The 13,689-nt window shown below is 63.5% G+C and carries 12 protein-coding genes; 3 read left to right on the top strand and 9 right to left on the bottom strand.

Going from position 1 to position 13,689, the window contains the following annotated elements; genetic code table 11:
* Positions 1-298 precede the first annotated feature (298 nt).
* Complete coding sequence (locus tag B0E55_RS05775; protein WP_241896016.1) at positions 299-1,519, top strand: HNH endonuclease; 1,221 nt, start codon at positions 299-301, stop codon at positions 1,517-1,519.
* Between the two features lie 15 nt (positions 1,520-1,534).
* On the opposite strand, the gene B0E55_RS05770 is transcribed toward B0E55_RS05775, so the two are convergent.
* The 8 genes from B0E55_RS05770 to B0E55_RS05735 all read right to left on the bottom strand — a co-directional run bounded on the left by B0E55_RS05770 (position 1,535) and on the right by B0E55_RS05735 (position 10,722).
* On the bottom strand, positions 1,535-3,136 hold the full coding sequence (locus B0E55_RS05770; protein ID WP_070385335.1) for a substrate-binding and VWA domain-containing protein: 1,602 nt from the start codon (positions 3,134-3,136) through the stop codon (positions 1,535-1,537).
* Positions 3,137-3,349: 213 nt separating this feature from the next.
* Entirely contained in the window at positions 3,350-4,762 is a 1,413-nt protein-coding gene (locus tag B0E55_RS05765; protein ID WP_024487313.1) for an acyl-CoA synthetase, read from the bottom strand.
* A 12-nt stretch (positions 4,763-4,774) separates the two neighbouring features.
* Positions 4,775-5,455 (bottom strand): rhomboid family intramembrane serine protease, encoded by a 681-nt coding sequence (locus tag B0E55_RS05760; protein ID WP_021332788.1) that lies wholly within the window; start codon positions 5,453-5,455, stop codon positions 4,775-4,777.
* A gap of 64 nt (positions 5,456-5,519) precedes the next feature.
* A complete protein-coding gene (gene dapC, locus B0E55_RS05755; protein WP_021332787.1) occupies positions 5,520-6,623 on the bottom strand; it encodes a succinyldiaminopimelate transaminase in 1,104 nt (367 codons plus the stop codon).
* A 5-nt stretch (positions 6,624-6,628) separates the two neighbouring features.
* A complete protein-coding gene (gene fdxA, locus B0E55_RS05750) occupies positions 6,629-6,952 on the bottom strand; it encodes a ferredoxin (protein ID WP_003945248.1) in 324 nt (107 codons plus the stop codon).
* A gap of 146 nt (positions 6,953-7,098) precedes the next feature.
* Positions 7,099-7,857 carry a hypothetical protein gene (locus B0E55_RS05745; protein ID WP_069146329.1) on the bottom strand — a complete coding sequence of 253 codons (759 nt, stop codon included), beginning with the start codon at positions 7,855-7,857 and terminating at the stop codon, positions 7,099-7,101.
* Complete coding sequence (locus tag B0E55_RS05740; RefSeq protein WP_046378911.1) at positions 7,857-10,415, bottom strand: bifunctional FO biosynthesis protein CofGH; 2,559 nt, start codon at positions 10,413-10,415, stop codon at positions 7,857-7,859. Before B0E55_RS05740 ends, B0E55_RS05745 begins: the two co-directional genes overlap by 1 nt.
* Positions 10,416-10,533: 118 nt before the next feature.
* Complete coding sequence (locus B0E55_RS05735) at positions 10,534-10,722, bottom strand: hypothetical protein (RefSeq protein ID WP_003945217.1); 189 nt, start codon at positions 10,720-10,722, stop codon at positions 10,534-10,536.
* An 82-nt stretch (positions 10,723-10,804) separates the two neighbouring features.
* On the opposite strand from B0E55_RS05735, the gene B0E55_RS05730 reads away from it, so the two are divergent.
* Together B0E55_RS05730 and B0E55_RS05725 are read left to right on the top strand one after the other, a co-directional pair.
* Positions 10,805-11,308, top strand: coding sequence for a PH domain-containing protein (locus tag B0E55_RS05730; RefSeq protein WP_021345011.1), 504 nt, complete (start codon positions 10,805-10,807; stop codon positions 11,306-11,308).
* A complete protein-coding gene (locus tag B0E55_RS05725; protein WP_021345012.1) occupies positions 11,305-12,876 on the top strand; it encodes a PH domain-containing protein in 1,572 nt (523 codons plus the stop codon). Before B0E55_RS05730 ends, B0E55_RS05725 begins: the two co-directional genes overlap by 4 nt.
* Here the strand turns inward: B0E55_RS05725 and B0E55_RS05720 are convergent.
* The gene (locus B0E55_RS05720) at positions 12,836-13,681 is read right to left on the bottom strand and encodes a uroporphyrinogen-III synthase (RefSeq protein WP_019744520.1); all 846 of its coding nucleotides are present in this window, start codon (positions 13,679-13,681) and stop codon (positions 12,836-12,838) included. The two genes, B0E55_RS05725 and B0E55_RS05720, sit on opposite strands and share 41 nt — an antisense overlap.
* Positions 13,682-13,689: the final 8 nt, after the last annotated feature.

Here is a 13,689-nt window from a genome sequence, read left to right as displayed (position 1 = left end):
CACGATGCCCGGCTTGACCGTGAACGACAAATCGTCCACCGCTTTCGTCGGTCCGTAAACCTTGGTCAATCCCCTCAACTCGATCATGAGGACCAGTCAACCATGAAAACCGAACTGTCGGAACTTTCGGACGCCAACAGAGAAAGCCGTTGCGTGCGTTCACCGTCGGCGCTAGTATCGAATGTATGTTCGACACTACCGGGGGGTAAAAGTGACGACGAAAGTATCTGAACAGGCGATATCCAAACAGACGATATCCGAAGAGACGATCGGACAATTCCGAGCGTCACTCGTCAGCATGGATCGTTCCATCGACAACGCAGCTCGCGTGGATCTACTACGCGCACTGGAAGAGCTGAAGGCCAGTTGCGCTGGGGCCCAGGCATTGCTGGCTGCCGATCTCGACACGGTAACCCGCAAGGACCGCGGCGAACGGGGAGTTCCGCGTTCGTACCAGGGCCGTGGAGTCAACGCACAGATTGCCCTCGCACGGCGAGAGTCGGCATGGTTCGGAACTCAGCATCTCAACCTTGCCCGCGCACTGAAAGACGAGATGCCGCACACACTTCGACTACTCGTCCGTGGCTCCATCAGTGAGCATCAAGCGACAATTCTCATGCGTGAAACTGCGTGTCTCACAGTCCAGGATCGCGCTGCATTGGATCGCGAGTTCTGCTGCGACGCTGCGATCTTGGACGGATGTGGCACCCACCAACTGACAGAAAGAATCCGCGCACGCACTGCGGAAATAGACGCCGACAGTGTTGCCAGACGAGCACGCAACGCCGTACGAGACAGACGTGTGACGTCTCGGCCTGCGCCCGACACGATGTGCTGGCTCAATGTCCTACTTCCCGCTGCCGCGGGTACCGCCGTATATGCCACGCTCGGCCGCGATGCAGATTCCGTACTTGCCGGCGGGGACGAGCGCACGCGAGCTCAGATCATGGCTGATCTCCTGGTGGAGCGGGTCACCGGAATCGGCCGCGCCACACCGACACCCGTCACGGTGAATCTGATTGTCTCCGACCAGTCACTACTCGGCGACGGTTCCGACCCTGCCCACGTCCACGGGTACGGACCTGTTCCAGCAGCCATCGCACGTGAATGGATCACCTTGTCCGGCGAGGACTCCGAAACCATGACAACGGTTCGAAAGCTCTACGCACGCCCCGATACGGGCGCACTGACCGCAATGGAATCCACCGCGAGAACCTTCCCGAAGGGGTTGGCACGATTGATCGAACTTCGGGATCGAAGCTGCCGCACTCCGTGGTGCGACGCGCCGGTTCGCCACCGCGACCACATTCGCGATCACTCGAGGGGTGGCCTCACCAGCGCAGCCAACGGTGCCGGGTTGTGCGCGGCATGCAACTACGCGAAACAGGGCTCGGACTGGTCTGCCGAACCTGTACCAGGTACCCGGCACACCTTCACCACGACGACACCTACCGGGCACCGATATTCGTCTGAGGCTCCGCCACTTCCGACGCCCTGGGCCGGTCCCGACGCGGCCTGAGGTCCTCGGCGTGGCTCACGATCCTCGGTGAGCCAGTGCGTTCACAAACACCTCGGAAATCTCCGAGGGGTCTCGAGCGATGTACGTCGAACCGCCCGTCACGCGGGAGATATCGGCGAGTGCCGCCGCATCGGCGTCATCGGTGATGCCGATGGTGACGATGATGACCGGACGCGCCGGATCCTGCTCGCGTGCAAGAACATCGAGCAGCTGTTCACGGCTGATGCTGTCGGGATCTTCGTTGGCACCGTCGGTCAAGATGATGACGCTGTTGACCGCTCGCGGATCGTACGATTCCTGCACCTTACGGAAGGCGGCCAGAGTCGTGTCATACAAACCGGTGGCGCCACGCTTGAGTTCGGTGAGACGGTTCGCCTGATCAGCCATCAACTTTCGCTGAGTCATGCCGTCGACGATGGTGTCGTAGCGCCTGATCGGCACTAATTCCTGAAAGTCCTGGGTTCCGTTCATACCTTGGGAGAACGCCCAGAGACCGGCAGCGACACTGTCCGGGAAGACCTGATTGCCGGCGAGAGCGGCAGCAGTGGTCAACTGCATGCGCGTCTTGCCGCCTGCTGCCGGGTAGTCCATCGACGCAGACACGTCGATCGCAACGAGTGTCCGGATCGGCTTGGCCATCAGAGCCCAAGCGCCCAGCGTTTGATCGGCCACCGACTGTTCGGAGACCGTCAAGGCCGTCACGTCACCAACTCCACCTTCGACAGCTCCACCGCCGGAAGTACGGAAACCGCTGCGTGTCAGCACTTCCTGAGCAGATTCACTGTGCAACAGGTCGGCGATGGCGTCACTCTTCTTCGCTGCCGCGTAGTGCCGATCCGGTGCCGAGGCACTGACCACCAGGGGGTAATCCATGATCATGGTTCCCGTCGCCGGTACTGTCGCGGAAATCTTCGACTCGGCTTTCGTGAACTCGACTACCTGCTGCTCGGTCGAAACACCGACCTTCCCGGAGCTGACCAATTCGGTGAGCATCTTCTGCCCTACCGGCTGATCTTCGGTACGAACGCTCTCTGCTTGGGCATGGGGTACGAGTGCCGCTCGAACCGATTCGGAGGTGGCCCCGGTCTCCGCAAGGGCTCCGAGAATGGGCGCCGACGCAACCCCGGTGAACAACGGATTGCCCAGCGCGAGATCGGGAACCTGAAGCGCCGTGAGCCAACTGGCAAACTGCTCGCCACCGCCGGACGCGAGGACGACAGGCGAGGTGGCGATCGAACCGCCGGCGGCAGCGACCGGTCCCTTGGCCGTCAGTGCAGCTTTGCCAACCCACGCTGTCGAATCCGGTATCCACATGTCCGGTGCGTCCACGCCCTTGCCCAAGGTTCCCGCTACGTCGCCTGGCAACGCAGAGGTGACCGTGATCCGTGAACAGCCTGTCTGCTCCGGCGACGATTCTGCGAGGATCTCCGTGACTGCAGGCGCGATCGCAGGATCTGCTGCCAGCGAGTACTCGTCGACGCTCTCGCAGGAATCGGACTGTGTTGCCTTGAAGACCACCACCCCGGTAGCGACTACCGCGACGGCAACCAACCCACCCACTGCGTAGAACCCGATCGATCGCCCGCTGTCAGGACTCGAATGCCGTCCGCCCGCCATGAAATCTGCCCTTCCGAGGCCACTCGCACTAGGACATACCGACGGCATGCGTGCGACTGGAGCTATCCCTACCGGGCGGTAGTGTAGCCAAGAACACAGAAATTCCAACTAGCGCTGAATCGTCGGAGAACCGACGAGCCCATATTCCGGGACAGTCCGACCGAAGTCACGAACCTTCAAGCGTCACAGCGACTTTTCAGCAAACCACTCTTCTCAGAAGAGCTCGCGCTTCTGGACCTTGCCCATCGCGTTACGCGGCAGAGTCTCGGCGAAGCGAACCTCACGGGGACGCTTGTGCGCCGACAACTCAGCCCCGACCAACTCGACCAATTCAGCTTCGGTGACCTCGGGGCTCCCGGGCTTACGGACTACGACGGCGATGATCCGCTGACCCAGATCGGCGTCGGGGACACCGATCACCGCAACTTCGGACACCGAAGGGTGCCCGAGGATGGCGGTCTCGATCTCGCCGGCGCCGACTCTGAATCCACCGGTTTTGATCAAGTCGATGGATTCGCGGCCGACGATTCGGTGGAACCCACCCTCGTCGATGACGGCGACATCACCGGTCTTGAAGTAGCCGTCCTCCGTCCAGGACTCGGCGGTTGCGTCTGGACGGTTCAAGTAGCCGTCGAAAAGCATCGGCCCACGTACCTGTAGACCGCCGATACTCTCGCCGTCGTGTGGCACGTCGTTGCCCTTCTCGTCACGAAGACGAGTCTCGACTCCGCGCAGCGGCACGCCGACCCACCCTGGGCGTCGCTCGCCGTCGAAACGTGTGCTCAAAGTCAGCATCGTCTCACTCATGCCGTAACGCTCGATGGGCGTCAATCCTGTTCGGTCCCGTAGCTTTTCGAAGACAGGCACAGGAAGCGGCGCACTACCGGAAACCAGAAGTCGGGCACCGGACAACGCGCGGGCAGCTTCTTCGTCTTCGGCGATACGCGACCAGACGGTGGGAACACCGAAGTAGAGGGAGCCTTTCGCCCGGGCGTAGTTTTCCGGCGTCGGCTTGACGGTGTGGATCACCCGGCTGCCGATCCGGAGGGGGCCGAGGATTCCGAGGATCAGTCCGTGCACGTGGAAGAGCGGAAGCCCGTGCACGAGCGTGTCTCGCCACGTCCAGTCCCAGGCCTCGGCGAGCGCGTCGATCCCGGCTGCGATGGCCGAGCGACTGAGCAGAACGCCCTTCGGTGGGCCAGTGGTTCCGGACGTGTACAGGACGAATGCTGTGGACTGCGGTGCCGGTTCGGGATAGCTGTGCCACGACCGAGCGTGCAACCGGACGGGAACTACCGGCAGAGTGTCACAGTGGTCGTCCGTTTCACCGAGCCACGCTTGAGCACCGGAGTCACGCAGAATGTGCTCCCGCTCAGCCTTCCCCGAGTCCGGCGGGACCGGCACAACGGTGACACCGGCAATCAATGCCCCGACGACGGCGAGGATCGTTTTTGCTGTGGGAGTTGCCAATACGGCAACCCGATCGGCCTGCGCCACTCGTTCCGCGACCGAGGTCGCGGCACCGAGAATGGCACTCCGCGAGAGAACCGTGTCACCGATCGCCACGGCGTCGTCGAGGTCGTCACCGCGGGCGACAGCAAGGGGGTTCAGTGATCTCAGCAGCACCACGACAGCATCTCACAGGGCCGATGGTCGCAAACTTTCTCCCGCCCGACGCGCGTCTATCGAGTGCGGAGGGAACAGCGTCACCAGCGCCGCCCCCAAAAGCGCCCCGGAAAGAACGGCGAATCCGTGCGCGTCGTCGACCGTCACCAGGGTTGCGCCGCCGACGACAATCACGGCCGTCAGAACGATCTCAGGCATTCGCGGGCGCACCAGAACACCGATCCCCGCGGCCGCCGCTGCCAGAGCAAGTGTGGCACCGGAGTTACCTGCGCCGGTCGACGGAAAGACTGCGGTGGTGAGCAAACCGAACAACAGTTGACCGAGCAGGAAGAGAGCCCAGCCGCGTGCGGCGCCCCAGAGCCGAAACGCAGGCGGTGCAACCACGGCCAGCGTCACGAGATTGGTGACGGTTCCTGCGACCCCTCCGTCCTGGACGAGCACGGAGGTCAGAATGCGCCACCATTGACCGTCGCGAATCAACGCGGGATCACGACGAAACATCTCGAGTAGTCCTGGTATCAGCGCCTGCAGGATGGACGGCACTGCAACCATCAGCCAGAGGAGAGCTGCCGAGAGTGGGAATTCTCCGAAAACTCGACGACTTTTCAACCACACGAGCATCAGTGCAACCGAGGCGACAACGACAGCAAAAATCAGTACCGCGTCCAAGCCGCCGGTCCCTGAGGTGGTCACAGCGCGACCTTACATCGGACCGATACCGACATCAGGGAACCTGACACCTGGGAAAGCACACGGTTCAGGCGGAGAGGCGCTTTGCTGCCGCGGCGATTCGTTCGTCTGTTGCAGTGAGCGCGATTCGCACGTGCTTGCTCCCGCTCGGTCCGTAGAACTCACCGGGGGCAACGAGGATCCCACGATCGGCGAACCAACTGACCGTCGCTCGACATTCCTCGCCGCGCGTCGCCCAGAGGTATAGACCCGCCTCGGAATTGTCGACGGTGAATCCGGCGCCTCGAACAGCTTCGATCAACACGCTGCGACGCTCGCGGTACCGCTCGCGCTGGATGTTCTCGTGTTGGTCGTCGCCCAAAGCTGCGGTCATCGCCGCCTGGATCGGCAGCGGCAGGATCATGCCCGCGTGCTTTCGCACCTCGAGCAGTTCCGACACCAGAGCCGGATCACCGGTGACGAACCCGGCGCGATAGCTCGCGAGATTGGACGTCTTCGAAAGCGAGTGGACCGCAAGCAAACCGGTCAGATCGCCGTCGTTGACCCGGGGATCGAGAATGGAGAGCGCATCCGCTTCCCACGTCAATCCGAGGTAGCACTCGTCGGAGACGACGATCGCGCCCCGCTCGCGCGCCCAGGCCACGACCTTCTGCAAGTGCTCGAGGCCGAGCACTTTGCCGGTGGGGTTCGACGGCGAGTTCACGAAGATCATCGCCGCCGACTCGGGACCGAGCTTGTTCAAGCCGTCGGCGCGCAGGACGCGAGCGCCTGCCAGCTTCGCCGCGACCTCGTACGTCGGGTATGCCAACTCCGGAATGACCACCAGATCGTCGGCTCCGAGACCTAGCAATGTCGGCAGCCACGCGATCATTTCCTTCGTGCCGATCGCCGGCAGGACCGCTGCCGGATCGACGTCGGGAATGTTGTAACGGCGATCGAGTGACTCCGCTACGGCCTCGCGAAGTGCGAGCGTGCCGTGCGTCGTCGGATATCCGGGTATCTCGGCAACAGAGGACAAAGCCTCCTGTATCACCGGATCAACGGGATCAACCGGCGTTCCCACGGACAGGTTCACGATGCCGTCGGGATGAGAGTGCGCCTTCGCCGTGACGTCGGCGAGCGAATCCCACGGAAAATCAGGAAGCCCAGCGGCCACCGGAGTACGAGACAAGATCTCTATTCCTCACCCATGGGAGGCAGCGCCTTGATGAACGGCGTGTCGTAGTCGACCTTGCCGAGCTTGGCCGCTCCACCCGGAGAACCGAGATCGTCGAAGAAATCGACGTTGGTGCTGATGTACGCGTTCCACTGGTCCGGGACGTCGTCTTCGTAGAAGATGGCTTCGACGGGACAGACAGGCTCACACGCGCCGCAGTCGACACACTCGTCGGGGTGGATGTAAAGCATGCGTCCACCCTCGTAGATGCAGTCGACAGGGCATTCTTCGATGCACGCCTTGTCCATCACATCTACACACGGTTCAGCAATCGTGTAGGTCACTGCCGATCTCCCTGCCTTCCTGTCGTGCATCGCCGCCGCAACACGCAGTTGCAAGGGGCCGAAAATCCGATACGACTCTCACGTACCGCGGGAACAGCCTATTATCCCCCTGCCAACCGACTCTGAGCAGGCGGGGGTAACACATTTCAGCCTACTGCGGTGATGTTCCTCGACCGAATCGCGATCCACTTCTCCCCCGCGGCAGCCGCGCGGACCAAAGCGCCGCGCTCACCGAGATAATCCGCCACGACGCCGACCACCGGAATCTTGCCGAAAATCTCGTACGGTTTTGTCCGCGACGGCCGCTTGTGCAGCTCGTCCGTGATGGCACGAAAAGTCTTGGACGTGCGCCACAAGGTGCCGATGAGCGCGAAGGGGCGCCAGGTCTCGTCGGTGCCGCTGACCGACTTTTCGGCGAAATCCTCACCGGCGAGCAGATCTCGGGACGTGGTCTCACGCCGGCACAGCACCGACGCCAGGAGGTCCACCTGCTGATCCCGCTCCGTCACTCCGTGTTCACGGGCAACCGCAACGAGCACAACGGCCTGATTCGCGAATGCCAAGAGGTCCTGGATCGGCAGCCGATTGAGGAGGACGCCGAAGATGCCGGGGAACGCGACGGCAACGGTGTTGAGTGCACCCAACCGGGTCGTCCACCACTTCGAGCGCTGCTCGTCGGTCATCACCGACCACGCCGCCGTCCCGGGGAACTTGACGACGTCGAGGACCCAGGCCGCCGCGTCCAACACCATCGCTGCGGCATTTCGCTCGGGATCGGTCGGCTCGAAGGTCCGACGCTTGATACCGAGCGGATCACTGTAGGCGAGATCGAGAACCGGGTTGATCCCCCAAACCGCTCGATCGAGAACCTCGACGACCTTGCGGTCCCCCAGTACGTCAGCCATCAGGCAATCGCTCCTTCGCGTCGTGCATGTGTGGTGGTTCGTTCGCGCGCCGGACGTCCGATTCCCTCGGCGATGGCGCGCAGTTCTGCGACGGTCTTCTCGGACCCGTGTTCGGAGCCTGCCATCCGCGAGATCGTCTCCTCCATCAGCGTTCCGCCGAGGTCGTTGGCTCCGCCGTTGAGCATCATCTGCGTTCCGGTGATCCCGAGCTTGACCCAGCTGGTCTGGATGTTGGGGATACGACCGTGCAGCATGATGCGTGCCAGTGCATGCGCAGCGCGGTTGTCCCGGTTGGTCGGCCCTGGCCGTGAAGCGCCCGCCAGGTACAGCGGCGCGCTCTGGTGAACGAACGGCAGCAGCACGAACTCCGTGAATCCTCCTGTACGGTCCTGAATTCCGCGAAGAACATTCAGGTGCCCGACCCAGTGGTGCGGCTGATCGACATGCCCGTACATCATCGTCGAACTCGACCGCAGCCCCACCTCGTGCGCCGTGGTGACCACTTCGATCCACTCCGCCGTCGGCAGTTTGCCCTTGGTGAGGATCCAACGCACCTCGTCGTCGAGGATCTCCGCTGCCGTACCGGGAATGGTGTCCAGGCCCGCCTCACGCAGCGCAGTCAGCCAATCCCTGATGCTTTCACCGCTGCGCGATGCACCGTTGACGATCTCCATCGGCGAGAACGCGTGGACGTGCATCGACGGCACGCGCTTCTTGACGGCCCGGACCAGGTCGGCGTAACCGGTGACGGGAAGTTCCGGATCGATACCGCCCTGCATGCACACCTCGGTCGCGCCGGCGACGTGCGCTTCCCACGCACGGTCGGCGACCTGCTCTGCCGACAGCGTGAACGCGTCGGCGTCGCCCTTGCGCTGCGCAAATGCACAGAACCGGCAGCCCGTGTAGCAAATGTTGGTGAAGTTGATGTTCCGGTTCACCACGTAGGTGACGTCCTCGCCGACGGCATCCTTGCGTAGCGCATCCGCCAGTGCCACAACAGCTTCCAGGCCCGGTCCCTCCGCCGTGGCAAGGGCCAGGTACTCGTCGTCGGAGCATCCGGCCGGGTCGCGTTCGGCACTGCGCAGCGCAGCCAGCAGATCGGTGTCGACGCGAATCGGAGCACTCAGCTCGAGGACCTGTTCGCGCACGGTCTCCCAGTCGCCGAATGCACTGCCCAGGTCACTGCGGGTCTCGGTGTTGCGCCCGTCCGTGTCGATCTCGGTATTGAGATCGACGCGTCCGCTCGATTCCCACGACTCGTCCGGTTCCTGCCACGGTCGACCCACAGGCTTGGTGTCGGGCCGGGCGAGGCCGGTTTTGGGGTCCGCCAGTGCCTGCACGTGGCCCGCAATGCGCGGATCGATCCACGGAGCCCCGGCCAGGACATATGCCGGCTGAGCCGCAGTCCGTTCGGTCAGGGTGAAGCCGCCTTCGGTGCTGATCTCCGCCAAGGTCTCGAGATTCGGCCACGGACGCTCCGGGTTGACGTGATCGGGGGTCAACGGTGATACCCCGCCCCAGTCGTCCACACCGGCGCCGAGCAGCGCGAGGCACTCGCTGTTCGAGACGAGATTCGGCGGACTCTGAATCCGCATCGTCGGCCCGAGCAGCAGGCGTGCGACGGCGATGGCCGCGAGAAACTCGTCGAGTCCTGCATCAGGGGTATCGCGCATCGCGGTATCAGGTTTGGCCAGGAAGTTCTGGATGATCACTTCCTGGATGTGCCCGAACGCCTTCTGCGACTTGCGTATCGCCATGATCGATTCGGCACGCTCGAGGAAGTTCTCCCCGATGCCCACAAGAATTCCCGTGGTGAACGGGATGTTCAGTCGGCCTGCGTCGGTCAGGGTGCGTAGCCGAACCGCCGGGTCCTTGTCCGGGCTGCCGTAGTGGCATTCGCCCTTGTCGGTGAACAGGCGGGTTGCGGTCGTCTCGAGCATCATGCCCATCGACGGAGCAACGGGCTTGAGCCGCGAGAGTTCCTGCCAGCTCATCACACCGGGATTGAGGTGCGGGAGCAGTCCGGTCTCCTCGAGTACCCGGATCGACATCGCCCGCACGTAGTCGAGGGTGGAGTCGTAGCCGCGTTCGTCCAGCCACTGCTTTGCTTCCGGCCAGCGAGCCTCGGGGCGATCACCCAGCGTGAACAACGCTTCCTTGCAGCCCAATTCGGCGCCTGCCCGAGCGATGTCCAAAACCTCATCCGGCTCCAGGAACATGCCGTGCCCAGCGGCACGCAGTTTCCCGGGCACCGTGACGAACGTGCAGTAGTGGCACTTGTCCTGGCACAGACGGGTCAGCGGAATGAAAACCTTCCGCGAATACGTCACGGTGTTCGGCCGACCCGCTGCCAGCAGACCCGCATCGCGAACCTTGGCTGCCGAGGAACACAGATCGGTCAGATCGGTTCCCCGCGCCTGCAGCAGCGTTGCCGCCTCGTCGACGTTCAGGGTCGCTCCATCGCGTGCGCGACGGAGAACTCGCCGCATCGCCGACGCTGACGGGCCGGGCGACGGACTGGACGAGGCGGACGCGGAAATACCTGGCATCGGAAGCATGGTGGGTTTGCCGGAGTCATCACCAGTTCGGTTCACCTAGCGATCATGCGCCATGTGGGACGACTAGTGCCACCCGGTGCCAGAAGTAGGAGGCCTTACCGCCCCGACACGGCCTCGATCACGACGGCCGGTAGTCGTCGTCGACCGCGACCTCGACTCGTTGATCCACCACGTCAGCCACTGGCGCGTCGAGTGGAATGTCGGTCAGATCGGGTTCTTCGGGGGCGTTCGGATCTACGGGTGTCGATTGTTCGAGCGCATCTGATTCCGGAGCCTCCGGGTCGAATGTCGCATCTTGTTCGGTCATCACGTGCTCCCTTCGCAGTCGCCACACTCCACGATAGGGCCGATGTCGACAGATCGCCCCTCACTCGACCAAAGTAGTGCCCATGACTGCCCCGCAACCGCTGACCATGGCCGACCCGTTATGGCGACCCAGCGCCAAAGCCCCGAGGCTGTGGGCAATCACTGCCTCGCTGTTCTGGGTACCCGTCATCGTCGCCGAAATCGTCTGTGCCGTCTTGATACCCGGAATCCCGTCCTGGGTGGTGGGCCTGGTCTTCGCAGTCACCGTCCTGTTCGCGGCCACCTACATTCTGATGGTTCCGGCGTGGCGGTATCGCGTCCACAGATGGGAAATCAGTGACACTGCGGTGTACACACGCACGGGTTGGTTCACCCAGGAACGACGGATCGCACCGATATCGCGCGTGCAGACCGTGGACACCGAGCGCGGACCGATCGACCGCATGTTGGGTCTGGCAACCGTGACCGTCACTACGGCGTCATCGGCCGGGGCTGTGAAGATCTCCGCGCTCGACCAGGAAATCGCCGACCGCACAGTGGCCCAACTGACGAAGATCGCGGGCACCAACGTCGGAGACGCAACGTGAACGAGAAGCAGTTAGGCGACCCGACCGCGATCGAAATACCGGTCGAGGCGGAAACGGCAGCTGCCGAGGCAGCCGAGGAGGAACAGCCATGGCTCCGCCTCGACCGCCGCATGCTTCTGGTCCACCCCGTCAACGAAGTCGTCAAACTGCTCCCGGTCCTGCTCGTCTCCGTAGTTCTCGGCAGCCAATCCGGAAACCACTGGTGGGGACTCGGCGTCGTCACTCTGCTCGTCGTCTTCGGTCTGTTGCGGTACTTCACCACCACGTACCGAATCGGGCCCGTTCACGTTCAACTGCGCACCGGGGTATTCCAGAAAAAGCTGCTCTCCGTCCCGCGTAGCCGCATCCGATCCGTCGACGTCGAGGCCGGGGTCATGCACCGACTGCTCGGGCTGTCGATCGTGCGCATCGGGACCGGCCAGCGCGCCGGGATCGGCCACGATTCGAACAAGTTCGAACTCAATGCCCTTTCGACTGCCCTGGTTCCGGACCTACGTGCCGCACTGTTGGCCGGCGCGCAACAGGCACGGCGACTGGAAACCCCGGGCACACCGGTCGAGAACATCGCCGAACCGGTCGACACCGAGATCGGTCACTGGGAGCCCAGTTGGGTTCGCTACGCTCCATTTTCGTTCACCGGAATCGCCATCATCGCAGCGATCATCGGCATCTCGTTCCAATACGGCATCGGCACTGCCGTCGCGAAATCGTCGGCAGTAAGCGACAGCTTCGACTCACTCGAGAGCCTCGGCATCGCGCTGATGGTCGTCATCGCACTCGTCGTGCTGCTGGTGCTGTCGAGTGCACTCGCCTGCGTCCAGTACCTGATCGCGTTCGGCAACATGAAACTCACCGACAACGGCCGCATCCTGCATGTCAGTCACGGCCTGTTGAAAACTCGGCAAACCACACTCGACCGCGCCCGCCTCCGCGGCACGACGCTCAAGGAACCGCTTCTACTGCGATTGGCCCGCGGCGCGCGGCTCGACGCCATCATGACCGGGGTCAGCGCGGAGAAGAAGGAATCTTCGCTGCTGCTCCCGCAGGGGCCACGGAGGGAAGCCGAGCGAGTGATGGCTACCGTGATCGGTGATTCACGTCAGGCGTCCGCCCCGCTGATCCCGCACGGCCCGGCCGCGCGGCGTCGCCGGTACACCAGGGCACTGTTTCTCGCGACTGTGGCGTTTCTGGTCTGCGTGGCGTGCGCGGCTTCTGGTCTGGATGTACCGATCTACGCGTGGTTCGGGGTCGCCGTACTCGCCATCGCTGGCGCTGCCCTCGCCTACGACCGATACAACGGCCTCGGCCACGCAGTCCTGCCGGGATGGTTGATCACCCGAAGCGGCTCGCTCGATCGCCAGCGTCACAGCCTCGAATCCGAAGGTGTCATCGGATGGACAGTGCGCGAGACGTTCTTCCAGCGACGCGCAGGCGTGGCAACCGTCATCGCCGCGACGCCAGCAGGCACCGGAAGCTACGAGGTGATCGATCTCCCCGCCGAGAACGCGTGGGCATTGATCGAAGCCGTCACTCCGGGCGGTGGCGACGTTTGGGCAGGTCGTCGATGATGAGCCTCGCCAGCGAACCGAGACGCGATCGCTCCGGCTGGATGGTCGGAACGCCGAGCAACTCCAGCGGGGCGGCCGTCACCGGTCCGACGCAGTAGGTCGGTACCGGTCCGCGCATAGCTGCGACGAACCGCTCCAGTTCGCCCATCTCTTTTGCCGTGCTGAGCATCGAGGACACCGCGGGGGCACTGGTGAAGGTCAGCGCGTCGATTGCACCGGAACGAACTGCAGCGACCAACGCGCGGACTGGCGACTGATCCGGCGGCCGGATCCACCGATAGACCGACACCGGGGTGACAACCGCGCCGATGTCGGCGAGGGAGGCGCTCAGGTCCGTCAACGGCTCCCATTCGGTGATGGTGCCGTGCAACTGGACTGCGACGCGTAAGCCTGCCACTCCCTCGCTTCCGAGGTGCGCCAGAACTTCCTCGGACGACTCACCCGAAGGCGACCATTCCTCGCGCAGTCCGGCGCCCCGGATGGCGCCCGTCGCCTTGGGGCCGCGGGCGATGATGCGCGTCCGGGCCAGAGCTCCGAGGAACTCGTCGGTCAAACCCCACGACGCGACGGCGTCGAGCCAACCCCGAAAGCCGATTCCGGTGCTGATCACGACCAATTCCGGCGGATCGGCAATCAACGCGGACGTCTGAGTGCGCAGGTCGCGATCGTCCACCAACGGCAGCACATGGATCACCGGTGTCCGCACGATCTCCGCGCCTCGACGTTCGAGGAGCGTCGCAAATTCTTCGACACGCCGTTCTGCGGTCAAGGCGATAGTCGCGCCCGCCAGATCATCTTCAGCCACAGGCTGAG

Origin of the sequence: Rhodococcus sp. 66b (assembly GCF_002076325.1) — a bacterium.
Lineage (GTDB): Bacteria > Actinomycetota > Actinomycetes > Mycobacteriales > Mycobacteriaceae > Rhodococcus_F > Rhodococcus_F erythropolis.
This window is presented reverse-complemented; position numbering and strand designations above follow the sequence as displayed.